This window comes from Streptomyces sp. NPDC020801 (genome assembly GCF_044334385.1).
Lineage (GTDB): Bacteria > Actinomycetota > Actinomycetes > Streptomycetales > Streptomycetaceae > Streptomyces.
On record NZ_JBIRST010000001.1, the window covers coordinates 641,661 to 666,399 of the forward strand.

The 24,739-nt window shown below is 69.9% G+C and carries 18 protein-coding genes and 1 pseudogene; 15 read left to right on the plus strand and 4 right to left on the minus strand.

Features of this window, described 5'->3' with window-relative positions; translation table 11 throughout:
- Window positions 1–207 precede the first annotated feature (207 nt).
- The 5 genes and pseudogenes from ACH4UM_RS03070 to ACH4UM_RS03090 all read left to right on the plus strand — a co-directional run bounded on the left by ACH4UM_RS03070 (window position 208) and on the right by ACH4UM_RS03090 (window position 5,804).
- Window positions 208–2,820, plus strand: a complete 2,613-nt coding sequence (locus tag ACH4UM_RS03070) for a SpoIIE family protein phosphatase (protein ID WP_398172888.1) — start codon at window positions 208–210, stop codon at window positions 2,818–2,820.
- Between the two features lie 207 nt (window positions 2,821–3,027).
- Window positions 3,028–3,900, plus strand: coding sequence for a TNT domain-containing protein (locus ACH4UM_RS03075; protein ID WP_398172890.1), 873 nt, complete (start codon window positions 3,028–3,030; stop codon window positions 3,898–3,900).
- A gap of 65 nt (window positions 3,901–3,965) precedes the next feature.
- Window positions 3,966–4,373, plus strand: a complete 408-nt coding sequence (locus tag ACH4UM_RS03080; protein ID WP_398172892.1) for a hypothetical protein — start codon at window positions 3,966–3,968, stop codon at window positions 4,371–4,373.
- Between the two features lie 408 nt (window positions 4,374–4,781).
- Window positions 4,782–5,369, plus strand: a pseudogene (locus ACH4UM_RS03085) (hypothetical protein); the annotation flags it as partial.
- 147 nt (window positions 5,370–5,516) lie between these two features.
- Window positions 5,517–5,804 carry a hypothetical protein gene (locus tag ACH4UM_RS03090; RefSeq protein WP_398172894.1) on the plus strand — a complete coding sequence of 96 codons (288 nt, stop codon included), beginning with the start codon at window positions 5,517–5,519 and terminating at the stop codon, window positions 5,802–5,804.
- Here ACH4UM_RS03090 and ACH4UM_RS03095 read toward each other — a convergent pair.
- The 4 genes from ACH4UM_RS03095 to ACH4UM_RS03110 are packed head-to-tail and all read right to left on the minus strand — an operon-like array spanning window position 5,801 to window position 9,729.
- Window positions 5,801–6,568: a succinate dehydrogenase/fumarate reductase iron-sulfur subunit gene (locus tag ACH4UM_RS03095; protein ID WP_398172896.1), complete on the minus strand. Its 768-nt coding sequence runs from the start codon at window positions 6,566–6,568 to the stop codon at window positions 5,801–5,803. The genes ACH4UM_RS03090 and ACH4UM_RS03095 overlap by 4 nt on opposite strands.
- Complete coding sequence (locus ACH4UM_RS03100) at window positions 6,565–8,541, minus strand: fumarate reductase/succinate dehydrogenase flavoprotein subunit (RefSeq protein ID WP_398172898.1); 1,977 nt, start codon at window positions 8,539–8,541, stop codon at window positions 6,565–6,567. The genes ACH4UM_RS03095 and ACH4UM_RS03100 overlap by 4 nt, the downstream gene beginning before the upstream one ends.
- A gap of 36 nt (window positions 8,542–8,577) precedes the next feature.
- The gene (locus ACH4UM_RS03105) at window positions 8,578–9,414 is read right to left on the minus strand and encodes a hypothetical protein (protein WP_398172900.1); all 837 of its coding nucleotides are present in this window, start codon (window positions 9,412–9,414) and stop codon (window positions 8,578–8,580) included.
- A 27-nt stretch (window positions 9,415–9,441) separates the two neighbouring features.
- Window positions 9,442–9,729, minus strand: a complete 288-nt coding sequence (locus ACH4UM_RS03110; protein WP_398172902.1) for a hypothetical protein — start codon at window positions 9,727–9,729, stop codon at window positions 9,442–9,444.
- Window positions 9,730–10,073: 344 nt separating this feature from the next.
- On the opposite strand from ACH4UM_RS03110, the gene ACH4UM_RS03115 reads away from it, so the two are divergent.
- The 10 genes from ACH4UM_RS03115 (at window position 10,074) to ACH4UM_RS03160 (ending at window position 24,737) form a co-directional block, all read left to right on the plus strand.
- Window positions 10,074–12,317: an ABC transporter family substrate-binding protein gene (locus ACH4UM_RS03115; RefSeq protein ID WP_398172904.1), complete on the plus strand. Its 2,244-nt coding sequence runs from the start codon at window positions 10,074–10,076 to the stop codon at window positions 12,315–12,317.
- A gap of 168 nt (window positions 12,318–12,485) precedes the next feature.
- Complete coding sequence (typA, locus tag ACH4UM_RS03120; protein WP_398172906.1) at window positions 12,486–14,402, plus strand: translational GTPase TypA; 1,917 nt, start codon at window positions 12,486–12,488, stop codon at window positions 14,400–14,402.
- Between the two features lie 634 nt (window positions 14,403–15,036).
- The gene (locus tag ACH4UM_RS03125; RefSeq protein WP_398172908.1) at window positions 15,037–16,659 is read left to right on the plus strand and encodes an ABC transporter substrate-binding protein; all 1,623 of its coding nucleotides are present in this window, start codon (window positions 15,037–15,039) and stop codon (window positions 16,657–16,659) included.
- Between the two features lie 149 nt (window positions 16,660–16,808).
- The gene (locus ACH4UM_RS03130) at window positions 16,809–17,735 is read left to right on the plus strand and encodes an ABC transporter permease (RefSeq protein WP_398172910.1); all 927 of its coding nucleotides are present in this window, start codon (window positions 16,809–16,811) and stop codon (window positions 17,733–17,735) included.
- Window positions 17,728–18,666, plus strand: a complete 939-nt coding sequence (locus ACH4UM_RS03135) for an ABC transporter permease (RefSeq protein WP_398172912.1) — start codon at window positions 17,728–17,730, stop codon at window positions 18,664–18,666. The genes ACH4UM_RS03130 and ACH4UM_RS03135 overlap by 8 nt, the downstream gene beginning before the upstream one ends.
- A gap of 11 nt (window positions 18,667–18,677) precedes the next feature.
- Window positions 18,678–19,739 carry an ABC transporter ATP-binding protein gene (locus tag ACH4UM_RS03140; protein ID WP_398172914.1) on the plus strand — a complete coding sequence of 354 codons (1,062 nt, stop codon included), beginning with the start codon at window positions 18,678–18,680 and terminating at the stop codon, window positions 19,737–19,739.
- On the plus strand, window positions 19,732–20,880 hold the full coding sequence (locus ACH4UM_RS03145; RefSeq protein ID WP_398172916.1) for an ABC transporter ATP-binding protein: 1,149 nt from the start codon (window positions 19,732–19,734) through the stop codon (window positions 20,878–20,880). Before ACH4UM_RS03140 ends, ACH4UM_RS03145 begins: the two co-directional genes overlap by 8 nt.
- A gap of 318 nt (window positions 20,881–21,198) precedes the next feature.
- Window positions 21,199–22,821 carry an ABC transporter substrate-binding protein gene (locus tag ACH4UM_RS03150; protein ID WP_398172918.1) on the plus strand — a complete coding sequence of 541 codons (1,623 nt, stop codon included), beginning with the start codon at window positions 21,199–21,201 and terminating at the stop codon, window positions 22,819–22,821.
- Window positions 22,822–22,825: 4 nt separating this feature from the next.
- Window positions 22,826–23,749, plus strand: coding sequence for an ABC transporter permease (locus tag ACH4UM_RS03155; protein ID WP_398172920.1), 924 nt, complete (start codon window positions 22,826–22,828; stop codon window positions 23,747–23,749).
- Complete coding sequence (locus ACH4UM_RS03160) at window positions 23,742–24,737, plus strand: ABC transporter permease (RefSeq protein ID WP_398172922.1); 996 nt, start codon at window positions 23,742–23,744, stop codon at window positions 24,735–24,737. Before ACH4UM_RS03155 ends, ACH4UM_RS03160 begins: the two co-directional genes overlap by 8 nt.
- The last annotated feature ends 2 nt before the right edge of the window (window positions 24,738–24,739 follow it).

Sequence of the window (24,739 nt, forward strand, 5' to 3'; positions counted from 1 at the left end):
GACCGGTGAAGGTTGTCATCGGACGGGATTCGACGGGGTGTCGCCTGGTTAGAAGACAGGTTGTGTTGTCGCAGGCCGGACCGAAAAGCATCGGGATGGTCCTGTGATCGTGAACACCGTGTTGTGCGGCGCCGTAGTGCTGGATACTGCGGGCAGCCGCCCCCGGTGACCGGTGCCGGACGCGGTGAGCTGGAGGGGACGGTTCGCGTGAGCGAGATACCAGCGAAGGCCACGGAGTCCGAGGACCCGTCGGACGGCGCGAGGACGGAGTCCACGGGCGGTGACGCCGCCGCCGATGCTCCGCCCACCGACGCGATGTGGCAGAGCAGTCCGCCCGGCTCCATGTACGACTACATCAAGGTGGCGTCCTTCTCCATCGGTCCCGACGGTCATGTCGACCAGTGGAGCCTGCGCGCCGAGCACATCTTCGGCATCCCCGCCGCGCGCGCGGTCGGCATGGACCCCATCGAGGCCTTCGTCGACGCCGACCTGCGCGAGCGGGGCCAGCGCAAGATGGCCGAGATCCTCGACGGCCGGGAGTGGACCGGCGTGGTCCCTTTCCGGCTGCCGGACGGCGAGGACGGCGAGCGCGGCGAGGAGGGGCTCGCCGAGGTCTATGTGATGCCGACCCGGACCGCGGAGGGCGAGAAGGCCGCCGTCTGCACCGTGGTCGACGTCCGCACCCTGCGTCGCATTGAAACCGACCTTGCCGCCTCTCAGGCTATTTTCGGACAATCCCCCTTCGGCTTCCTGCTCATCGACACCGACCTGCGGGTCCGCCGCGCCAACGAGCGCTTCGCCTCCACCTTCGGCGGCACGCCCGACGACCACCGGGGCAACGGCGTGCACGACTACCTGCCGCGAGGCGAGGCCGAACGCGTCGCCGCCACCCTGCGCCGGGTCCTGGACAGTGGCGAGTCCATCACGGACATGCACGTCACCGGCTTCGTGCCGGGTTCCAACGAGCGCCGCCACTGGTCCGTCAACCTCTACCGGGTGCACAGCGGAAGCGGTCGGCCCATCGGCATCGCATGGCTCGGCACCGACATCACCGCCCGCCGAGCCGCCGCCCGCGAGGCCGCAGCCGCGCGGCGCAATCTCGCCCTTCTCAATGACGCCGGCGCCCGTATCGGCAACTCCCTGGACCTGGAGACCACCGCCCGCGAACTCCTCGACGTCGTGGTCCCCGGCTTCTGCGACCTCGCCACCGTCGACCTCTACCAGGGCCTGCTGGCCGGCGACGAGACCCCGCCCGGACTCGCCGACGGCAGCGCCGAACTGCGCCGCGTCGCCTTCGCCAGCGCCGTCTCCGAAGCCCCCTTCACCGGCACCGGCGCCCCCGTCGAGCTCGGCGCGGTCCACCACTACCCCTTCAACTCGCCCTGCGCGGACGCCCTGCGCACCGCCCGCCCGCAGAACGTGCCCGGCGAGGAAGGCGGCCTGGTGCAGTCCACGCTGGCCGTCCCGATGGTCGCCCACGACACGGTCGTAGGACTCGCGCAGTTCGCCCGGACCAAGGGCAGCGAGCCGTTCGGCGACCGGGACCGCGACCTCGCCGTCGAACTCGCCGCGCGCGCCGCGGTCTGCATCGACAACGCCCGCCTGTACCGGCGCGAGCACGAACGCGCGTTGATACTGCAGCGCTCCCTGCTCCCGCCCGGCGACCCCGAGGCCTCGGGCCTCGACATCGCCTGCCGCTACCTGCCCGGCAACGCGGCCACCGGCCGGCCCAGCGAGGTCGGCGGCGACTGGTTCGACGTCATCGAACTCCCCGGCCACCGCACCGCGCTGGTGGTCGGGGACGTCATGGGCCGCGGCCTGCGTGCCGCCGTGGCCATGGGTGAACTGCGCACGGCCGTACGCACCCTGGCCCTGCTCGACCTCGAACCGGCGGAAGTCCTGTCCCAGTTGGACGAGATCGCCCGCGGCCTCGGCGCCCCCGGTGGTGTCCAGCAGGCCACCCGGGCGGCCCGCCGCCCCCGCGAGGCCGACCTCTCCGAGGTCTACCTGGCGACCTGCATCTACGCCGTCTACGACGCGGTCACCCGAAGGTGCACCTTCGCCAACGCGGGCCATCTGCCGCCGGTCCTGGTCGAACCCGGCGAGTCCGCGCTGATGCTCGACGTCCCGCCGGGCATGCCGCTGGGTGTCGGCGGCGAACCCTTCGAGGAGGTCGAGGTCGAACTCCCCGAGGGTGCCCTGCTCGCGCTCTACACGGATGGACTGGTCGAATCGCGCGACCACCCCCTGGACGAGGGCCTGCAGGCCTTCGTGGGCGCCCTCACCGAACCGGGCCGCCCCTTGGAGGACGTCTGCGACCACGTCCTCAACACCCTCGGCAGCCACCACGGGGAGGACGACATCGCGCTGCTCATGGCGCGCGTCCAGGGCCTGCCCGCCGAGTCCGTCGGCGACTGGACCCTGCCGCGCGAGCCGCGCAGTGTCGGCCGCGCCCGCGAGTACACCCGCTCCCAGCTGCTCGCCTGGGACATGGAGCCGCTGGTCGACACCACCGAACTCCTCGTCAGCGAACTGGTCACCAACGCTCTGCGCTACGGCGAGGGCGAGATAAGACTCCGCCTCCTCCTCGACCGCACACTGGTCTGCGAGGTGTGGGACTCCGGACTCGTCCAGCCGCGCCGCCGCCGCGCCCGCGACACCGACGAGGGCGGCCGCGGTCTCCAGCTCGTCGGGCTGCTGAGCGCCGCCTGGGGATCCCGGCGGACCCCGCGCGGCAAGACGGTCTGGTTCGAACTCCCGCTCCCGGGCGGCGAGAACGGACTCGCCGACCCGGCAGAGGCGCTGCTGAGCCTGTTCTGAGCGGGTGCGGCAGGAGGCTGCGGGGTGTCGTCCGGCGGCGCCCCGGGGCCGCCACCTGGACGAACCCGTTCGGACCCAGCTTCGGCACGTCTGCACGCACTCGCCGCCCCCTGCGGCTTTAGTGATCTCGTCATTCCGGCTGTTCCATGGTCGTTTCCGTGCAACTCGGGCGGCCCGTGCCGGACGCGCGTTCACGTGGGAGGTGCAGTGAGACCGTCAAGACGGTGTGCCGGCTTCGCGGCCGGGGTCGGCCTGGCCGGTTCCCTGGTCATGGGCCTTTCCGCCCCCTCGGCCGCGACCGCGGCCGAGGACGGCGGCCGGGCGGGTGCCCTCGGGCAGGTCCGGCCGGGCGTGCCGGCGCCCCGGCCGGTGGGGCTGCTCGCACAACCGGGGCCGCAACAGGGGGACGGGCCCGACGAGCCCGGGCGGCCGCCCGTGTGCAGCGGCCTGGTGCCGTACCCCATCGCCGAGGCCTACCGCTCGTACTACTTCTGCCGTGACTGGCGGCTCGGCCCCAGGCGGTTGCCGGTCCGTGGGGTGCTGGGGAACATCCTCGAAGGGTACGACCGGCTCGGGGGTCTCACCGCGGTGAGATTCCTGGACGAGTGGTGGGACCCCACCCTCGATTCGGGCCAGGGCGACTGGAACTACCCCAAGGACGACGGCTTCGCGCACGACGCCCAGGGCGGCGTGATCGCGGCGCCCCTGACGCTCCTGGCGGGCCAGAACCTGACGGTCGACCGGTTCGGCAACGAGACCGGCCGGTTCCTCTCCCCGGCCGGCACGAAGTTCGGGCGGCGGGCGATCCCGCCGTCGAACCTCAACACCTCCGACCCCCGCTACCCGTACAGCTACCACCTGTACAGGGTGGCGAAGGACGTCACCGTGTGCGCGGGGCCGGCCGCCCCGGCGTTCGAGCAACCGGGCGGGGCGGTTCAGTACGCCACCAGCAGCAAGGTGTGCCCGACCATCCCCTTCACCACCGTGGCCAACCTGGTGTCCAACGGCACCCTGGTGCGGCTGAAGGTGCCGGCGGACAGGCAGGCCACGTCGGTGGGCGCGAAGGCCGCATCGCGCTGACCCCGTGAAGCCGGGCCCGGCCCCACGGCCGGGCCCGGCGCCGTCCGTGATGGGAGACTGGCTCCATGGACCGGTCCCAGCTGTGCAAGGCTCTTCGGGCGGCCGGGGTCCCCGAGGCGTACTACGAGATCCCGGGCTGCACCCACGGTCCCCACCTGGCCGCCGATCGCTACTTCCTGGAAGAACGCGGCGGCCTGTGGTGCGTGGGGGTCCATGAGCGGGGCACGCGCGAGGTGGTCGAGCGGTTCACGGACGAGGACCGGGCGTGCCGGTGGCTCCACGACCGCCTGACCGACGAGGGTCCCGCCTCCGTCCAGGCCACGCCCGAGGAGATGGACGCGCTCCTGCACCACAGCGACGGCATCCAGCGGCGGGCCCGCGAGGAGCTCGAGCGGGCCCTCGCCGAAGCCCGCCGCCGGACCTCCGGGCAGGGGTCCTCTCGGCCGCGGCCGAGGCGGCGGCCCCACTCGTAGGCGCCGCGGTCCCGTGGGCTCCAGCGAGGTCGGCCGGCCCAGCACCTCGCCGGACACGAGCGGGAGTCCGCACCGCTGCAACCGGAGCGGCCGTACCGAATGTCGTCACCACCGGCGCCGGCGAGGCGTGATGCGTCACAGCCGCCACCGCACGACCGGAGTGCGGCGCCGGCTCGGGGAGGGGACGGCATGGAGCGGGCGGCGGGGGACGAGGCTCCCACCGGAGCGGACGGCCCGGAGACCGGCGCCGCAGCGGCCGAAGCGGAACCCTCCGGCGAAGGACACCCCTCCGGCCGATCCGGCGCTGACACCGCGCGATCCCCCGACCCCGGCCCCGACCCCGCCTCCGCCTGGCGCGGCGCATCGCCCTCGCGCTGGTCCTCGCCCTGCTCCTGCCCCTCCTCGCCGGCCGTGGTCGGCTCCACCCGCGCGATCCTGGCCGCCGGCTTCGACGGCGCCCACTTCGACCTGGAGCCGCTGCACTCCGGCGACCGCCACTACCTGGACCTCCTGGACGACCTGCGCGAGGTCACCCGCGCCCACGGCGTCCCCCTGTCGGTCGCCGCGCACCAGATCGGCCCGCTCCCGGCGTTCCACTCCGTGTGGGGCACGCTCACCGGCCACCCCAAGTGGTGGTCGCAGGCGTACTTCGGGCAGGTCGCCCGCCGCGTCGACCAGATCGCCGTGATGTCGTACGACACCATGCAGCCGCTGCAGAGCCTGTACGGCGGCTACGTCGCCGAGCAGACGTCGCTAGCCCTGGAGGTCACCCCGCCCACCACCGGCCTGCTGATGGGCCTGCCCTTCTACCACGAGAACCGCTTCGGCCACCGCGCCGCCGCCGAGACCGTCCCTGCCGCCGTCCGCGGCGTCCGCCTGGGCCTGTCCCGCACGGACGCGGACCGCAAGGCCTTCGGCGTCGCCCTGTACGTGGACTTCGCGGCCACGCAGGACGACTGGACCGCCTACCGGGAAGGCTGGGTCCATCCGTCATGACCGCCGCCCGCACCCCGCTGACCACCGCCGCTGGCACCCCCGGCCCGCTCCGCCTGCTCGACGGCGACTTCCCGGAAGGGGAGGCGATGCGGGGATCGCGGAGTACAACCTGGCGCGGGCCCTGGACCTGGTGGGACGATGATCGTCATGCACACGTTCTTGGAAGTGGCGGGGGCGGTGGTCGTGACGATGCTCGCGGTGAGCGGCATCGCGACGGTCACGACCGGCTGGGTGATGCCGATCGGCCGGCACCGGGTCCTGCGGCCGAGGTTGTGGGGGTACGGAACGCTGGTGTGCGCGGCCGGGGCGGGCGTGTTCCTGTTCCTGGGCCCGCTCGCCAACGCCTACGGCCCCCTGCCGTGGGCCGGCTGGATCGCGTTCATGGCGGGACTGGGACTCCAGTGGATGGGCCAGCGCCCCGGCCGCGTCCCCTAGGAGCGCCTCCTGATCTTCGACCCCAGCCACACCAGCGGGTCGTACTTGCGGTCGACCGCCCGTTCCTTCAGGGGGATCAGGGCGTTGTCCGTGATCCGGATGCCCTCGGGGCAGACCTCCGTGCAGCACTTGGTGATGTTGCAGTAGCCGAGGCCGTGGTCGTCCTGGGCCGTGCGTTTGCGGTCCAGGCCCGTCTCGTCGGCCGCGTCCAGGGGATGCATGTCCAGTTCCGCGATCCGCATCAGGAAGCGCGGACCCGCGTACGCCCGCTTGTTCTCCTCGTGGTCGCGCACCACATGGCAGACGTCCTGGCACAGGAAGCACTCGATGCACTTGCGGAACTCCTGCGGCCGGTCCACGTCCTCCTGGAACATCCGGTACTCGCCCGGGCCCAGATCGGCGGGCGGTACGAAGGCCGGGACCTCCCGCGCCTTGGTGTAGTTGAAGCCGACGTCCGTCACCAGGTCCCGGATCACCGGGAAGGTGCGCAGCGGGGTGACGGTGACCGTCTCCTCGCGGGTGAAGACCGACATCCGCGTCATGCACATCAGCCGGGGACGGCCGTTGATCTCCGCGGAGCACGAACCGCACTTGCCCGCCTTGCAGTTCCAGCGCACCGCCAGGTCCGGCGCCTGGGTGGCCTGGAGGCGGTGGATGATGTCCAGCACGACTTCGCCGTCGTTGACCTCGACCTCGAAGTCCTCCAGGCCGCCGCCCTGCGCGTCGCCCCGCCACACCTTGAAGCGGGCCTCGTAGCTGCTCAATCGAAGAGCTCCTCTTCGGCGAGGTACTTGACCAGCTCCTCCTTCTCGAAGAGGGCGAGCAGGTCCGGGCGGATGGGTTCGGTGGTCTCCCGGGAGAGCGTGATCTGGCCGCGGACCGGGTCCGTCGCCGCCAGGCCGCCGGTCGGGTCGGCCAGCCGGCACAGCAGGTTGACCGGGCGCCACTTGCGGTCCATCGACGGGTAGTCCTCACGGGTGTGCCCGCCGCGCGACTCGGTGCGCTCCAGCGCGGCCCGCGCCACGCACTCGCTGACCAGCAGCATGTTCCGCAGGTCCAGCGCGAGATGCCAGCCGGGGTTGAACTGCCGGTGCCCCTCGACCCCGGCCCGGCGTGCCCGCACCCTGAGCTCGGCGAGCTTCTTCAGTGCCTGCCCCATCTCGCCCTCGCGGCGGATGATGCCGACCAGGTCGTTCATGGTCTGCTGGAGCTCCTGGTGGAGGGTGTACGGGTTCTCCGGGATTCCCCCGGCCACCGCCTCCTCCCCGGCCTCCCCGGCCTCCCCGGCCTCCCCGGCCTCCGAGTCCTCCGCGGAGAAGGGCCGCAGCGCCTCGGCCGCCGCCGTGTCGACCTGGGTGTCGTCCACGGCCGGGCGGTCGTGCGCCAGCCCCTGCGCGTACTGGGCCGCGTGCCACCCGGCCCGGCGGCCGAACACCAGCAGGTCGGAAAGCGAGTTGCCGCCGAGCCGGTTGGAGCCGTGCATGCCGCCGGCCACCTCCCCGGCCGCGTACAGCCCGGGCACCCCGCGTGCGGCCGCGGTGTCGGAGTCGACCGCGATGCCGCCCATCACGTAGTGGCAGGTCGGCCCGACCTCCATCGGTTCCGCCGTGATGTCGACGTCCGCCAGCTCCTTGAACTGGTGGTGCATGGAGGGCAGCCGGCGCCTGATGACCTCGGCGGGCATCCGCGTCGAGACGTCGAGGAAGACGCCGCCGTGCGGCGAGCCGCGGCCCGCCTTCACCTCGGAGTTGATCGCGCGGGCCACCTCGTCACGGGGGAGTAGCTCGGGCGGGCGCCGGTTGTTGTCCGGGTCCTCGTACCAGCGGTCGCCCTCCTCCTCCGACTCGGCGTACTTCTCCTTGAAGACGTCGGGGACGTAGTCGAACATGAACCGCCTGCCTTCGGAGTTGCGCAGCACCCCGCCGTCGCCGCGCACCGACTCGGTGACGAGGATGCCCTTCACCGACGGCGGCCAGACCATGCCGGTCGGATGGAACTGCACGAACTCCATGTTCAGCAATGGTGCCCCGGCGAGCAGCGCCAGCGCGTGCCCGTCACCGGTGTACTCCCACGAGTTCGACGTCACCTTGAACGACTTGCCGATGCCGCCGGTCGCGATCACGACCGCGGGGGCTTCCAGCACGAAGAAACGGCCGCTCTCACGCTCGTAGGCGAAGACGCCGCTGACCCGCTCTCCGTCCTTGAGGACCCGCGTCACCGTGCACTCCTGGAAGACCTTCAGCCGGGACTCGTAGTCCCCGGTCTCCCGGTGGTCCTCCTGCTGGAGCGAGACGATCTTCTGCTGCAGCGTCCGGATCAGCTCCAGGCCCGTGCGGTCGCCGACGTGGGCCAGGCGCGGGTACTCGTGCCCGCCGAAGTTGCGCTGGGAGATCCGGCCGTCCTTCGTACGGTCGAACAGCGCGCCCCAGGTCTCCAGCTCCCACACCCGCTGCGGCGCCTCCTGCGCGTGCAGCTCGGCCATCCGCCACTGGTTGAGGAACTTGCCGCCGCGCATGGTGTCGCGGAAGTGGACCTGCCAGCTGTCGTGCGAGTTGACGTTGCCCATCGCCGCCGCGATGCCGCCCTCGGCCATCACCGTGTGCGCCTTGCCGAACAGCGACTTGCAGATCACCGCCGTACGCGCCCCGCGCTCGCGTGCCTCGATCGCGGCGCGCAGCCCGGCGCCGCCCGCGCCGACCACGACGACGTCCCACTCCTGCCGATCGACCACGGACATCACAAGGCCCCACTCACTGGAAGGTCACAACGGTCACTAGAAGAAGCGCGGATCACCGAAGACCCCCGAGGCGACCAGGTACACGTAGAAGTCGGCGAGCGCCACGCTCGCCAGGGACAGCCAGGCCAGCAGCATGTGGCGGGCGTTCAGCCGGCCGACGAACCGCCAGGCCCGGTAGCGCACGGGATGCTTCGAGAAGTGCTTGAGCTGCCCGCCGACGATGTGCCGGCAGGAGTGGCAGGAGATCGTGTACGTCCAGATCAGCACGATGTTGACCAGGAAGACCAGGGTGCCCAGGCCCATGTGTCCCCAGCGGTAGTGCTGGTCGCGGAAGGACAGCACCGTGTCGTAGGTCAGCACGCCGGCGACCAGGATCGCCGCGTAGAAGAAGTACCGGTGGACGTTCTGCAGGATCAGCGGGAAGCGGGTCTCGCCGGTGTACTTCTTGTGCGGCTCGGCGACCGCGCAGGCCGGTGGGGAGGCCCAGAAGCCGCGGTAGTAGGCCTTGCGGTAGTAGTAGCAGGTCAGGCGGAAGCCCAGCGGGAAGATCAGGATGATGATCGCGGGGGAGATCGCCCACCAGCTGCCGAAGAGGTCGGCATTGGGCCCCGCGTGCATGGTCCGGCAGTTCGAGGCCAGGCAGGGCGAGTAGAACGGCGAGACGTACGGGGCCGCGTAGTAGTCCGCGTTCGCGAAGGCCCGCCAGGTCGAGTACACGACAAAGGCGAGCAGGCCGGCCGCGGTGGCGGCGGGAGCCAGCCACCAGCGGTCGGTCCGCAGGTGCGGTGCGGTGATCGCGGCGCGCGCCGGGGCGTGGACGCCGCCGCCGCGCGTATGGGGTTCTGTGTCGGGAGGTTCCGTACCAGTGGCCAACGTCAGGACTCCGGTCGGGTCATCGGGTCAGGGGGCGTGGCGGTCGCGGGCGCCGAGTCCCTCGTCGTCCGAGTCCGTCCACAGGGAGATGTCGTAGGGCGCGTCGGAGATGGTGACGAGCGAGGGGCGCTTGGCCGCCACGGGGCCTTCGGAGGCCTCGCGCAGCAGGGCGACACTCTCGCGCAGGTGATCGGCGTCGGCGCGCACGCGGCGCACCTCCAGCCCGCTGCCGATCTGCTGCTCCAGCCGGCTCACCGACCGCAGCAGCTCGTCGACGGTGCGCTGGACCGACGTCAGGTCGTCGTGCACGGACATGACGTGACCTCACTTCCACGGGCCATGGGGCCCTAGGTGCCAACGTTCATGCGCCTGCGAGTGTTGCGCGTCACACGTGTTGGTGGGAAGGCATGTGCATCGATTGGCGGATTGCACACCCCAGCCGCGCGCCCGCACGCGCTCTGTGTGCGCCGGGGGCGTGCGTTGCGCCTAACGGGTGACCTTGCGGGCCCGCGCCGCCGTGTCGTCCCCGGGCGGCGAACCCCTTCCTCTTCAGTGGGGCCATAGATCTGCATAGATCTGATCAGCACCAAAATACCGCCAAATGTGAACAAACCCTACCCGTGTCCACCGGCGGGAGCGGCTCCTCGGAGGTAGTACAGATGTCGTACGACGGTGTCGGGCCGCGCGCGGTCATGCGCTCGGTCGCCTTCCTGACCGCGGGCGCGCTCGCGGTGCCGCTCCTGGCCGGCTGCGGTTCCGACGACAAGGGCAGCAAGCCGCTGGCCGGGCCGGACATCGCGCCCGCCGCCCGCGACCAGGTCGCCGACGGCGGCACGCTGACCTGGGCCGTGGACGCGATGCCGCAGACGCTGAACACCTTCCAGGCGGACGCCGACGCGGGCAGCACCCGGGTCGCCCAGGCGGTCCTGCCCGCCATGTTCCGGCTGGACTCCAGCGGCCGGCCGCAGCGCGACGCCGACTATCTGGACTCCGCCCGGGTGGTGGAGACCGAGCCCAAGCAGGTCGTCGTCTACCGGCTCAACCAGCAGGCCGTCTGGAGCGACGGCCGGGAGGTCGGCGCCGCCGACTTCGCCTCCCAGTGGCGCGCCCTGTCCGGCAAGGACACCGCCTACTGGACCGCCCGCAACGCCGGCTACGACCGCATCGAGAACGTCGAGCGCGGCGCCAACGACCTGGAGGTCAGGGTCACCTTCGCCCGGCCCTACGCCGACTGGAAGTCACTGTTCTCCCCGCTGTACCCCAAGGACGTCACCGGCACCCCGGACGCCTTCAACGACGGGGCGCGCAAGAAGCTCAAGGTCAGCGCCGGTCCGTTCGCCGTGAAGAAGACCGACAGCCAGGGCAGGAACGTCGTCCTCACCCGCAACCCGCGCTGGTGGGGCCGCCCGGCCAAGCTGTCCGAGATCGTGCTGCGCGAGGTGCCGCGCGACAAGCGGGCCGCCGCGCTCGCCGCCGGCACGGTGGACGTCGCCGACGTCGACCCCGCCGACGCCGAGCGCCTCACGCTCGCCGCCGGCGCCCAGGGCAGCTCGCCCTTCCAGGGCCCGGCCGGCGGCCGCACCGCCGCCAAGGCGCTGCGTTCCTGGGCCGTCATCCACGGCTCCGACGAGAAGGCCGCCCGCCAGGAGCTCCTCGCCCTGAAGAAGGAGCGCACGTCGCTCGCCACGTACCTGAAGCAGCAGCAGGCCCTGCGCGACTTCGTGCTCCGCAGGTCGCTGGAGCCCGCCTACACCCAGCTCGCCCTCAACGGCGCCGGCGGCCCCCTGGCCGACGAGCGCGTCCGCCACGCGGTGGCCCACGCGCTCAACCGCCGGGAGCTGGCCGGGATCGCCCTCAAGCCGCTCGGCCTGCCCGCCGTGCCGGTCGGCAGCCACCTCGCCCTGTCCGGCCAGGATGCCTACGCCGACAGCAGCGATGCCCTCGGCGGCCAGGACACCGCCCAGGCCCGCGCCCTGCTCGCGGACGCCGGCTGGGTGCCCGGTCCGGTCAAGGCGCGCAAGGGGGAGAAGGCGGCGGGCCCCGAGGCCGGCAAGTCCGCGGACGCCTCGCCGGACGCCTCGGACGGCGGCGGCGACGACGGCACGTACATCGTCGGCAGGGACGACAACGTCGAGGACAACAAGGGACGCGGCGACCGGGAGAAGAACCGGTGGCAGCCGGGCCGCCAGGAGAGCCAGGAGAGTCACGGGGGCGACGGCGGCGCCAAGCAGCTCGCCCAGGACGGCAGGCAGTACGCCCAGGAGCATCCGAAGCAGGGCGGGGCGCCCGGCGCGTACGCCCCCAGGGGCACCGCGGCCCCGGCCGGCGCCTTCGCCGGACCGCTGGCCAAGGACGGCAAGCCGCTCACCCTGCGCTTCGTGCTCCCCTCCGGCCCCAGTGCGGACACGCTGGGCAAGGTCGCCGACCGCATCTCGGCCATGCTGGAGAAGGTCGGCATCGCCACCGAGATCACCAAGGTCCCCGACGAGAGCTACTTCCGGGACCACATCGCCGCCGGCCAGTACGACCTCGCCCTGTACTCCTGGCCCTCCTCCGCCTTCCCGGCCACCGACGCCCGCCCCATCTACGCCAAGCCCCTCCCGGCCGCCGACGGCTCCCTGAACGTCCAGCAGAACTACACCCGCGTCGGCACCGACCAGGTCGACCAGCTCTTCGACCAGGCCGTCGCCGCCCTGGACCAGGACGAGGCCCGCGCACTGGTCCGCAAGGCCGACTCCCGCATCTGGGCCGCGGCCGGCTCCATCCCCCTCTACCAGCGCCCGCAGCTGACCGCCGTCCGCAAGAACCTCGCGAACGTCGGCTCCTTCGGTTTCCAGACCCCGCTCTACGAGGACATGGGCTACCTGAAGAAGGGCCTGGGGCCGGCACCCGGCCACTCATGACGCCGGGCCTCTCGCGACGACCCTGACCTGCGCCGACATAGCCCGGAAAGCCCCAGCCGCGGCGCACCCGTACCATGGGGTGAGGCCGTGGCGTGTCAAGCCCGGCAGGGCCCGCGTAACACCGACGTACGCGCGTGCCGTCCTCACACTCCGGGAGTACGCCTCAATATGGCTGTGACTGCAACGCGTCACGACATCCGCAACGTCGCCATCGTCGCCCATGTCGACCACGGCAAGACGACCATCGTCGACGGCATGCTGAAGCAGGCCGGTGCCTTCGCCGCCCATCAGCTCGACTCCGTCGACGACCGCATGATGGACTCGAACGACCTGGAGCGTGAGAAGGGCATCACGATCCTCGCCAAGAACACCGCGGTGAAGTACCACCCGAAGGACGGCGGGGACCCGATCACGATCAACATCATCGACACCCCCGGCCACGCCGACTTCGGCGGCGAGGTCGAGCGCGGTCTGTCGATGGTCGACGGTGTCGTGCTGCTCGTCGACGCCTCCGAGGGCCCGCTGCCGCAGACCCGCTTCGTGCTGCGCAAGGCGCTCCAGGCCCGGCTGCCCGTCATCCTGTGCATCAACAAGACGGACCGCCCCGACGCCCGGATCGACGAGGTCGTCAACGAGACCTACGACCTCTTCCTCGACCTGGACGCCGACGAGGAGCAGATCGAGTTCCCGATCGTCTACGCCTGCGGCCGCGACGGCATCGCCTCCCTCACCAAGCCGGAGAACGGCACGGTCCCGGCCGACTCCACCAGCCTGGAGCCGTTCTTCTCCACGATCCTGGAGCACATCCCGGCCCCGACCTACGACGAGGAGGGCCCGCTCCAGGCCCACGTCACCAACCTGGACGCGGACAACTTCCTCGGCCGTATCGCGCTGCTGCGCGTGGAACAGGGCGAGCTGCGCAAGGGCCAGACGGTCGCGTGGATCAAGCGCGACGGCTCCGTGCAGAACGTGCGGATCTCCGAGCTGATGATGACCGAGGCGCTCACCCGCAAGCCCGCCGAGAAGGCCGGCCCCGGTGACATCTGCGCCGTCGCCGGCATCCCGGACATCATGATCGGCGAGACCCTCGCGGACACCGAGAACCCGGTCCCGCTGCCGCTGATCACGGTCGACGAGCCCGCGATCTCGATGACCATCGGCACCAACACCTCCCCGCTGGTCGGCCGCGGCGGCACCGGCAAGGGCGCCGACGCGAAGGCGGCCGTCAAGGACCGCAAGGTCACCGCCCGCCAGGTCAAGGACCGCCTGGACCGCGAGCTGATCGGCAACGTCTCGCTGCGCGTCCTGGAGACCGAGCGTCCGGACGCCTGGGAGGTCCAGGGCCGTGGCGAGCTGGCGCTGGCCATCCTCGTCGAGACCATGCGCCGCGAGGGCTACGAGCTGACCGTCGGCAAGCCGCAGGTCGTCACCAAGGAGGTCGACGGCAAGGTCTACGAGCCGGTCGAGCGCATGACGATCGACGTGCCCGAGGAGCACATGGGCGCCGTCACGCAGCTCATGGGCGTGCGGAAGGGCCGGATGGACAACATGTCCAACCACGGCTCGGGCTGGGTCCGCATGGAGTTCGTCGTCCCCTCCCGCGGCCTGATCGGCTTCCGCACCGAGTTCCTGACCCAGACCCGCGGCACGGGCATCGGCCACTCCATCCACGAGGGCTTCGAGCCCTGGTTCGGCACCCTCCAGACCCGTAACAACGGCTCCCTGGTCGCCGACCGCGCCGGCGCCGTCACCGCCTTCGCGATGACCAACCTCCAGGAGCGCGGTGTGCTCTTCGTGGAGCCGGGCACCGAGGTGTACGAGGGCATGATCGTCGGTGAGAACTCCCGTTCCGACGACATGGACGTCAACATCACCAAGGAGAAGAAGCTCACCAACATGCGGTCCTCGACCGCCGACGTGGCCGAGTCCATCGTCCCGCCGCGCAAGCTCTCCCTGGAGCAGTCCCTGGAGTTCTGCCGCGACGACGAGTGCGTCGAGGTGACCCCGGAGGCGGTCCGCATCCGCAAGGTGAACCTGGACGCCCGCGAGCGCGCCCGCGCCGCGAGCCGCGCCAAGCACGGCTGAGACAGGGGCCGGCCGCACGGCCGGCCGGTCCAGGTGTGACCTGTGGCCGAAAAAGGGGGCCCGCCCGGCAGCACGCCGGACGGGCCCCACCCTTTTCACGGCCCGTCTGTTCGTCGGGCCGTCAGGCCCGTAGAGGGTTTTCCCTACAACCCGGCGTCAGGTCCCTCGCTCTCACCTGTGAGGCGCGCCACCGTTGTTAGAGTGGCCGGAATCTGCGGCATACCGGTCCCTTCGCGCCGGTCTGTCCCGCGCCATGGCGTCGACAGAGCCTCGGCAGAGCGCACTCCGCTGTTCCGCGCAACTGATTTTCCGGGCCCCATGTCCGCTATCCGGACAACGCTGCCCGATAGCTGTGTAACAAGTCCGTTTCGCAGGGATCTTTCACCAAACCCTTTGTCCGAATTTCGGAAGAAGTTAGCGCCAGGTGTGATCGAACCGAGACCTTGCAGGTGTGGTTAGGCCCGGTTCACATGGCAGATAGTTAGGCGCGTAGAGCTCGGGTAAACGGGTCACGCGCTGCTGGCGGCGCCGACTCACGAGCGCGGGGGCACCTGACCATTTCAGGCACCGGTGACGGTGATGTGTCATGTGCCCCTCCATGCGGTGAACCAATGGACTCATGAGGAGGAGCCCCATGCGTGGTGCCAAGAGCGCCAAGTGGGTTGCGATAGCCGCGGTTGTGGCGCTGGGTGCGACGGCCTGTGGCGGTGGCGGAGACAACGGCAGCTCGGGCAGTGGCAAGGGCAACGGCGTGGTCTCGGTGGAGATCGGTGAGCCGCAGAACAGCCTCGTTCCCACCAACACCTACGAGACCGAGGGCGGCCAGGTCATCAACGCCCTCTTCACGGGTCTGACCAAGCTTGACGCCACCAACAAGGTCGTCAACGCCATGGCGCAGTCGATCGAGTCCAAGGACAACAAGGTCTGGACGATCAAGCTGAAGCCGGGCTACACCTTCCACAACGGCGAGAAGGTCACCGCCCAGTCCTTCGTCGACGCCTGGAACTACGGCGCCAACCAGGCCAACGCCCAGCAGACCAACCCGCTGTTCAGTCACATCCAGGGCTACGGCGACCTGAACCCGGGCGAGGGCAAGAAGCCGAAGACCGACAAGCTGTCGGGTCTGAAGGCGGTCGACGACAGCACGCTCCAGGTCACCCTGACCGGCCCGTTCTCGGCGTTCCCGACGCAGCTGTCCTTCACGGCGTTCGTGCCGCTGCCCAAGGCCTTCTTCAAGGACCCGAAGGGCTTCGGCGAGGCCCCGATCGGCAACGGCCCGTTCAAGATGAGCGGCAAGTTCAAGCACAACGAGGAAATCGCCACCACGAAGTACGACAAGTACCCGGACGCCTCGAAGATCGAGGTCAAGGGCGTCGACTTCAAGATCTACTCGAACGTGGACACGGCCTACAAGGACCTCGTCGCCGGCAACCTCGACAACCTGCTGACGATCCCGAACTCGGGTCTGCCCACGTACAAGAAGGACCTGCCGGGCCGCACGATCGACGAGGCCGACTCGGCCGTCGGTTACATCGGCTTCCCGATCAAGTACAACAAGGCCTTCCAGAACCCGGACATCCGCAAGGCCATCTCCATGTCGATCGACCGGAAGACGATCGCCGAGAAGATCTTCCTCGGCGCCCGTACGCCCGCCGACGACTACATCAGCCCCATGATCGACGGCTACCGCAAGGGCGCTTGCGGTGACGCCTGCACCCTGAACCCGGCCAAGGCCAAGGAGCTCTACAAGCAGGCCGGCGGTCTGCCCGGCGACAAGCTGGAGATCGGCTACAACGCGGACGGCGGCCACAAGGAGTGGGTCGAGGCGGTCGCCAACCAGATCCAGCAGAACCTGGGCATCAAGGTGACGGCCAAGCCGTTCGAGCAGTTCCAGACGATCCTGAACGACCTGGACGCCAAGAAGTACCAGGGCGCGTTCCGGATGGGCTGGAGCATGGACTACCCGGACATGGAGGACTACCTCCGCCCGGTCTTCTCCAAGGACGCCATCGCCAACGGCTCGAACTACGCCGGTTACACGAACGAGCAGTTCGAGAAGCTCATCGTCCAGGGCGACAAGGCCCCGTCGCACGAGGCGGCCATCAAGAAGTACCAGCAGGCCGACGACGTCGTCCTGAAGGACATGCCGTACATCCCGGTGTACTTCTACACGCTCAACGCCGGCTTCAGCGACAAGATCAAGTCGATGCAGGTCGCCGGTCACCAGATCCTGTGGGACACGGTCAAGCTCAGCTGACCCGGATCTGAGCAGTCCCGACAAGCGGACAAGGGTGAGCAGGGGGAGGAGGCGAAAGCCTTCCCCTGCTCACCCCTTCTGCCGTCTCCCGTCCGACCGTGCCTCCGCCCCGGCCGCGGGCGGGTCGAGCACCCCCCTCTGGAGTACCCATGGGCCGATACGTCGTGCGCCGCCTCCTGCAGGTGATCCCTGTGGTGATAGGCGTCACGTTCATCATCTTCTGTCTGGTCTTCGCGCTGCCCGGCGACCCGATCCAGGCGCTGGCCGGCGACAAGCGCGCCGACCCCAACGTCGCGGCGATCCTCCGCGCGCACTACCACCTCAACGAGCCGCTGTACCAGCAGTACTGGCACTACATCAGCGGCGTCTTCACCGGTGACCTCGGTGAGACGTACAACGGACGTGCCATCTCCGACATCGTCTCCGAGCGGTTCCCGGTCACTGTGAAGCTGGGCCTGACCGCCTTCGCCGTAGAGGCCGTCATCGGCATCCTGGCGGGCATCATGTCCGCGCTGAAGAAGGGCAAGTTCCTCGACAACGTGGTGCTGGTCGCCACGCTCGTGCTGATCTCGATCCCGGTCTTCGTGCTCGGCAGCGTGCTCCAGCTGGAGTTCGGTGTGAACCTGAAGATCACGCCGGTCGCCGGTATCGAGAGAGGCTGGCCGCAGAGCTACATCCTCCCGGCCATCGTGCTGGCCTCGACCTCGATGGCGTACATCGCGCGACTGGTCCGCACGAGCATGACGGAGTCGATCCGGGCCGACTACGTGCGCACCGCGATCGCCAAGGGCCTGCCGCGGCGCCGGGTCATCGGCCTGCACGCCCTGCGCAACTCCATGATCCCGGTCGTCACCTTCCTGGGCTTCGACCTCGGCGCCCTCATGGGCGGCGCCATCATCACCGAGCGCGTGTTCAACATGCCCGGCATCGGCGGGCAGCTGGCCCAGTCCGTGTATCTGCGCGAGCGACCCGTCGTCGTCGGTCTGGTGACCCTGCTGGTGCTGATCTACCTGGTCGCCAACCTCCTCGTAGACCTGATGTACGCCGTGCTCGACCCGAGGATCCGCTATGAGTGAGAAGACGATAGAGAAGCCCACCACCGACGCGCTGACCGCGGAGCGGGAGGCGGAGGCCGAGGAGAAGGCGGCGGCCCGCCAGGCCAGCCTGCTCAAGGACGGCTGGGCGGACCTGCGCAAGCGGCCCATGTTCATCGTGACCGCCCTGATCATCGTGGGTCTGCTCGCACTGGCGATCGCACCGGGCCTGTTCACGGCGCGCTCCCCGTACTCCGACGGCTTCTGCCAGCTGCAGAACTCCATGAACGGGCCGTCGTCCGGGCACCTGTTCGGCTTCGACGTGCAGGGTTGCGACATCTACACGCGGACCGTGTACGGCACCCGCAACTCCATCGTCGTCGGCGTGGTGACCACCGTCGCCACCACCCTGATCGGCGGTCTGCTGGGCATGCTGGCCGGTCTGGTCGGCGGCTGGGTCGACATGCTGCTGTCCCGGATCACCGAGGTGTTCTCGGCCCTGCCGCTCATCATCGGCGGTCTGCTGATCATGTCGATCTGGCGTACCGGTGACGTGTGGTCGGTGTCGTTCATCATGGCGATCCTCGGCTGGCCGCAGGTCTTCCGGATCATGCGCGGCGAGGTCATCTCCAACAAGTACAACGACTACGTGATGGCGGCCCGGGCGCTCGGCGCGGACTCGTGGCGGATCGCGTTCCGGCACATCCTGCCGAACACGCTCGCCCCCGTCATCGTCATCACCACGATGAACCTCGGTGTCTACATCTCCGCCGAGGCCGCCCTGTCCTACCTGGGTATCGGCATCCAGTCCCCGAACATCTCCTGGGGTCTGATGATCAGTGACGCCCAGGACCGGTTCCTGACCTCGCCGCACGCGCTGATGTTCCCGGCCGGCGCCCTGAGCATCACCGTGCTGGCGTTCATCATGCTCGGCGACGTCGTCCGCGACGCCTTCGACCCCAAGATGCGCTGAGGGAGGCGTACGTGACCATCATCGACCCGACGGACGCCGTCCCGGCTCCGCGATCCGGCGACGCCGAGAAGACCGGCCCGCTGCTCGAAGTGCGTGACCTGCACGTCGAGTTCCAGACCCGTGAGGGTGTGGTCAAGGCCGTCAACGGCGTCAACTACTCGGTGCAGTCCGGGGAGACGCTCGCCGTGCTCGGCGAGTCCGGCTCCGGCAAGTCCGTGACCGCGCAGGCGATCATGGGCATCCTCGACATGCCGCCGGCGCGCATCCCCCAGGGGGAGATCCGCTTCTACGGCCAGGACATGCTCAAGATGGCCGAGGAGGAGCGGCGCAAGCTGCGCGGCGCGCGGATCGCCATGATCTTCCAGGACGCCCTGTCCTCGCTCAACCCCGTGCTCAGCGTGGGCTTCCAGCTGGGCGAGATGTTCCGCGTCCACCAGGGGCTCTCCCGCAAGGAGGCCAAGGCCAAGGCCATCGAGCTGATGGACCGGGTGAAGATCCCGGCCGCTGCCGCGCGCGTGAACGACTACCCGCACCAGTTCTCGGGCGGTATGCGCCAGCGCATCATGATCGCGATGGCGCTCGCCCTGGAACCGGACCTGATCATCGCCGACGAGCCGACCACGGCCCTCGACGTCACGGTCCAGGCGCAGGTGATGGACCTGCTCGCGGAGCTGCAGCGCGAGTACCGGATGGGCCTGATCCTCATCACCCACGACCTCGGTGTGGTGGCGGACGTCGCCGACAAGATCGCGGTGATGTACGCGGGCCGGATCGTGGAGACGGCGCCGGTGCACGAGCTGTACAAGCGCCCGGCCCACCCCTACACGCGCGGGCTGCTGGACTCGATCCCGCGCCTGGACCAGAAGGGCCAGGACCTCTACGCGATCAAGGGCCTGCCGCCCAACCTGCTGAAGGTGCCCAGCGGCTGCGCCTTCAACCCGCGCTGTGAGAAGGCGCAGGACATCTGCCGCACCGAGCTTCCGCCGCTGGTCCCGGTGACCGAGCGGGACGGAAGCGAACTGCCGGGCCGCGCCAGCGCGTGCCACTTCTGGAAGGAGACGATCCATGGCTGACCCGACCAAGGCCGACGAGCCGACGGACGCGACGCCGAACGTCTCCGGCGTGCAGGTCGCCGACGTGCACTCCGAGGAGCAGGCGGTCGCCGCCCTCGACGCGCCCGTCCACCGGGGCGAGCCGATCCTGCAGGTGCGCGATCTCGTCAAGCACTTCCCGCTGACACAGGGCATCATCGTCAAGCGGCAGATCGGCGCGGTGAAGGCCGTCGACGGCATCTCCTTCGACCTGTACCAGGGCGAGACCCTGGGCATCGTGGGCGAGTCCGGCTGCGGCAAGTCGACCGTGGCCAAGCTCCTGATGAACCTGGAGCGGGCGACGGCCGGCGAGATCTTCTACAAGGGCCAGGACATCACCAAGCTGTCCGGGCGTGCCCTGAAGGCGGTCCGCCGCAACATCCAGATGATCTTCCAGGACCCGTACACGTCGCTCAACCCTCGTATGACGGTGGGCGACATCATCGGCGAGCCCTACGACATCCACCCCGAGGTGGCCCCCAAGGGCGACCGGCGCCGCAAGGTGCGGGAGCTGCTGGACGTCGTCGGTCTCAACCCGGAGTACATCAACCGCTACCCGCACCAGTTCTCCGGCGGCCAGCGCCAGCGCATCGGCATCGCCCGCGGCCTCGCGCTCAACCCCGAGGTGATCATCTGCGACGAGCCGGTCTCCGCGCTGGACGTCTCCGTCCAGGCGCAGGTCATCAACCTGATGGAGCGACTGCAGGACGAGTTCAACCTGTCCTACATCTTCATCGCGCACGACCTGTCGATCGTCCGTCACATCTCCGACCGCGTGGGTGTGATGTACCTCGGCAAGATGGCCGAGATCGGCACGGACGAGCAGATCTACGAGCACCCGACGCACCCCTACACCCAGGCGCTGCTGTCGGCGGTCCCGGTGCCGGACCCGGACGCCCGTGAGCACCGCGAGCGGATCATCCTCACCGGCGACGTGCCGTCCCCGGCCAACCCGCCCTCGGGCTGCCGCTTCCGCACCCGCTGCTGGAAGGCGCAGGACAAGTGCGCCGAGGAGGTCCCGCTCCTCGCGGTCCCCGAGCGCTTCAAGTCCTCGGACTCCCCGGCGGCCCACGAGTCGGCCTGCCACTTCGCCGAGGAGAAGGACGTCGTCCACGCGGCGTGACGTCTCCCGGCGCGACCGCCGGATCCCGGTACCCTCCAGGGTGCCGGGATCCGGCCGTTTCAGGGTCCTGCGCGACCGACACGGTCCCGCGCCGCCGTGGGCACGGCCCCGCGCCGCCGTGGGCACGTCCCCCGCCGCCGCGGCACCTCAACCGCCCCCGCGGCCGTGGCAGCGGCCCCCCCCCGGCCGGCCCGCCTCCATACGCCCATCCGGCTGGACTTCCGCCGTCCTCGGTGAGGCGAACGTGCGATAGGTGGCTTATGTGCTGGCATCTCGGCAGCACGCATCCGCGCCGCAGCGCACTCGAGGAGGCACCCCATGCGTGGAGCCACGCGCGCGAAGTGGGCCGCTGGCGCGGTGGTGGCCGCGCTCGGGGTCGCCGCCTGCGGGAGCTCGGGGGCCACCGGCAGCGGGGGTGCGGTGGTCAGTTCCTCCTGGGGTGACCCCCAGAACCCCCTCGAGCCGGCCAACACCAATGAGGTGCAGGGCGGCAAGGTGCTCGACATGGTCTTCCGCGGGCTCAAGCGGTACAACCCCAGGACCGGCAAGGCCGAGAACATGCTCGCCGAGAAGATCCAGACGACCGACTCGCGGAACTTCACCATCACCGTCAAGGACGGCTGGAAGTTCAGCAACGGCGAGGCGGTCACGGCCAAGTCGTTCGTGGACGCCTGGAACTACGGGGCCAGTCTGCGCAACAACCAGAAGAACGCCTACTTCTTCGGCTACATCCAGGGGTACGACAAGGTCCACCCCGACAGCGGCCGGCAGAGCGCCGACACGCTCTCCGGGCTCAGGGTCACCGGGCCGCGGACCTTCACCGTCACGCTCAACCAGAAGTTCTCCACCTTCCCCGACACCCTCGGCTACGCCGCCTTCGACCCGCTGCCCTCCGCGTTCTTCACCGACCACGCGGCCTGGGTGGGCAAGCCGGTCGGCAACGGGCCGTACACCATCGAGTCGTACACCAAGGGCGCCCAGATGTCCCTGAAGAAGTGGGACGCCTACCCCGGCCCCGACAAGGCGCGCAACGACGGCGTGAGCCTGGTGGTCTACACCGACAACAACACCGCGTACACCGACGTGCTGGCCGGGAATCTCGACCTGGTCGACGACATCCCCGCCAGCCAGCTCAAGAACGTCGAGGCCGACCTGGGCGGCCGCTACATCAACACCCCGGCCGGGATCCTCCAGACCCTGGCCTTCCCGTACTACGACGCCAAGTGGAACACCGCCGGGGCGGAGAAGGTCCGTACGGGGCTGTCCATGGCCATCAACCGCAAGCAGATCACCGAGACCATCTTCCGCGGTACCCGCACGCCGGCCACCGACTGGACCTCCCCGGTGCTCGGCACGGACGGCGGCTTCAAGCCGGGGCTGTGCGGCAGCGCCTGCGTGTACGACCCCGCCCGGGCCAAGACGCTGATCCAGCAGGGCGGCGGGCTTCCCGGCGGCCAGGTGAAGATCACGTACAACGCGGACACGGGCTCGCACAAGCAGTGGGTGGACGCCGTGTGCAACTCCATCAACAACGCGCTGGGCAACGACAAGGCGTGCGTCGGCAACCCGGTCGGCACCTTCGCCGACTTCCGCAACCAGATCTCCCAGCACAAGATGTCCGGGCCGTTCCGGGCGGGCTGGCAGATGGACTACCCGCTGATCCAGAACTTCCTGCAGCCGCTGTACTACACCAACGCCTCCTCCAACGACGGCAAGTGGTCCGACAAGCAGTTCGACCAGCTCGTCGACCGGGCCAACGCCGAGAGCGACACTCCCCGGGCCGTCCAGCTCTTCCAGCAGGCCGAAGGGGTCGTCAGGGACCACATGGCCGCCATTCCGCTCTGGTACCAGAACGGCAGCGCCGGCTACTCGGACCGGCTGTCCGACGTGGCGCTGAACCCCTTCAGCGTCCCCGTCTACAACGAGATCAAGGTCGGCTGACCCCATGGGCCGCTACGTCGCCAGACGACTGCTGCAGATGATCCCGGTCTTCATCGGCGCGACACTGCTGATCTTCCTGATGGTGAACGTGATGGGCGACCCCATCGCGGGCCTGTGCGGCGAACGGCAGTGCGACACGGCGACCGCCGCCCAGCTCAAGCGGGAGTTCGGCCTCGACAAGCCGGTGGGGCAGCAATACCTGACCTACATGGGCAACGTCTTCACCGGCGACTTCGGGACCGCGTTCAACGGCCAGCCCGTCACCGAGCTGATGGCGAGCGCGTTCCCCGTCACCATCCGGCTGACCGTCGTCGCCATCCTCTTCGAGATCGTCATCGGCATCACCCTGGGCGTGGTCACCGGGCTCAGACGCGGCCGGCCCGTGGACACCTCGGTCCTCGTCCTCACCCTCGTCGTGATCTCCGTGCCGACCTTCGTCACCGGCCTGCTGCTCCAGCTGCTGCTCGGCGTCCAGTGGGGCTGGATCAAACCCTCGGTGTCCCCGGCCGCGACCTTCGGCGAGCTGATCGTGCCGGGCCTGGTCCTCGCCTCCGTCTCCCTCGCCTACGTCACCCGCCTGACCCGCACCTCCATCGCCGAGAACAGGCGCTCCGACTACGTCCGCACGGCAGTCGCCAAGGGCCTGCCCGGACACCGGGTGATCACCCGGCACCTGCTGCGCAACTCGCTCATCCCCGTGGTCACGTTCATCGGCGCCGACATCGGCGCCCTGATGGGCGGCGCCATCGTCACCGAGCGCATCTTCAACATCCACGGTGTGGGCTACCAGCTCTACCAGGGCATCCTGCGCCAGAACACCCAGACCGTCGTCGGCTTCGTCACCGTCCTCGTCCTGGTCTTCCTGGTCGCCAACCTGCTCGTGGACCTGCTGTACGCCGTACTCGACCCGAGGATCCGCTATGCCTGACCAGCAGCCGTACCGGCCCGAAGGCGCCGTCGCGGGCACCGGCATGGGCGGCGGCATGGACCTCGCGGCGAGCGAGGCGGCCACGCTGGAGCGGGCCCCGGGCGGTCCGGGCGCCGGACCGGAGGGCGCCGGACCGGCGGGCAGACCCCGCAGCCTCTGGTCCGACGCCTGGCGCGACCTGCGACGCAACCCCGTCTTCCTCATCTCCGCACTCGTGATCGTCTTCCTGGTCGTCATCTCCGTCTGGCCGTCCCTGATCGCCTCCGGCAACCCGCTCAAGTGCGACCTGGCCAAGGCCCAGGACGGCTCCCAGCCCGGCCACCCCTTCGGGTTCGACGGCCAGGGCTGCGACGTCTACACCCGCACCGTCTACGGCGCACGCGCCTCCGTCACGGTCGGAGTGTGCGCCACGCTCGGGGTGGCGCTCCTCGGGTCGGTGCTGGGCGGGCTGGCCGGGTTCTTCGGCGGGGCGTGGGACTCGTTCCTGTCCCGGATCACCGACGTCTTCTTCGCCATCCCGGTCGTCCTCGGCGGCCTCGTCCTGCTGTCCGTCGTCACCAGCAACACCATCTGGCCCGTGGTCGGGTTCATGGTGCTGCTCGGCTGGCCGCAGGTCTCGCGCATCGCCCGCGGCTCGGTCATCACCGCCCGGCAGAACGACTACGTGCAGGCCGCCCGCGCGCTCGGCGCCTCCCACTCCCGCATCCTGCTGCGGCACATCGCGCCCAACGCGGTCGCCCCGGTGATCGTCGTCGCCACCATCGCGCTCGGCACCTACATCGCGCTGGAGGCCACCCTGTCCTACCTCGGCGTCGGGCTGAAGCCGCCCAGCGTGTCCTGGGGCATCGACATCTCCGCCGCCTCGCCCTACATCCGCAACGCCCCGCACGCCCTGCTGTGGCCCTCCGGGGCGCTGGCGATCACGGTGCTGGCCTTCATCATGCTCGGCGACGCGGTGCGCGACGCCCTCGATCCGAAGCTGAGGTGACG

Coding starts and splice junctions, on each gene's coding strand:
- ACH4UM_RS03080 (WP_398172892.1), top strand. CDS start 3,966: ATGGACCGGTCCCAGCTGTGCAAGGCTCTTCGGGCGGCCGGGGTCCCC.
- ACH4UM_RS03090 (WP_398172894.1), top strand. CDS start 5,517: ATGCACACGTTCTTGGAAGTGGCGGGGGCGGTGGTCGTGACGATGCTC.
- ACH4UM_RS03100 (WP_398172898.1), bottom strand. CDS start 8,541: ATGTCCGTGGTCGATCGGCAGGAGTGGGACGTCGTCGTGGTCGGCGCG.
- ACH4UM_RS03110 (WP_398172902.1), bottom strand. CDS start 9,729: ATGTCCGTGCACGACGACCTGACGTCGGTCCAGCGCACCGTCGACGAG.
- ACH4UM_RS03115 (WP_398172904.1), top strand. CDS start 10,074: ATGTCGTACGACGGTGTCGGGCCGCGCGCGGTCATGCGCTCGGTCGCC.
- typA (WP_398172906.1), top strand. CDS start 12,486: ATGGCTGTGACTGCAACGCGTCACGACATCCGCAACGTCGCCATCGTC.
- ACH4UM_RS03125 (WP_398172908.1), top strand. CDS start 15,037: ATGCGTGGTGCCAAGAGCGCCAAGTGGGTTGCGATAGCCGCGGTTGTG.
- ACH4UM_RS03130 (WP_398172910.1), top strand. CDS start 16,809: ATGGGCCGATACGTCGTGCGCCGCCTCCTGCAGGTGATCCCTGTGGTG.
- ACH4UM_RS03135 (WP_398172912.1), top strand. CDS start 17,728: ATGAGTGAGAAGACGATAGAGAAGCCCACCACCGACGCGCTGACCGCG.
- ACH4UM_RS03145 (WP_398172916.1), top strand. CDS start 19,732: ATGGCTGACCCGACCAAGGCCGACGAGCCGACGGACGCGACGCCGAAC.
- ACH4UM_RS03150 (WP_398172918.1), top strand. CDS start 21,199: ATGCGTGGAGCCACGCGCGCGAAGTGGGCCGCTGGCGCGGTGGTGGCC.
- ACH4UM_RS03155 (WP_398172920.1), top strand. CDS start 22,826: ATGGGCCGCTACGTCGCCAGACGACTGCTGCAGATGATCCCGGTCTTC.
- ACH4UM_RS03160 (WP_398172922.1), top strand. CDS start 23,742: ATGCCTGACCAGCAGCCGTACCGGCCCGAAGGCGCCGTCGCGGGCACC.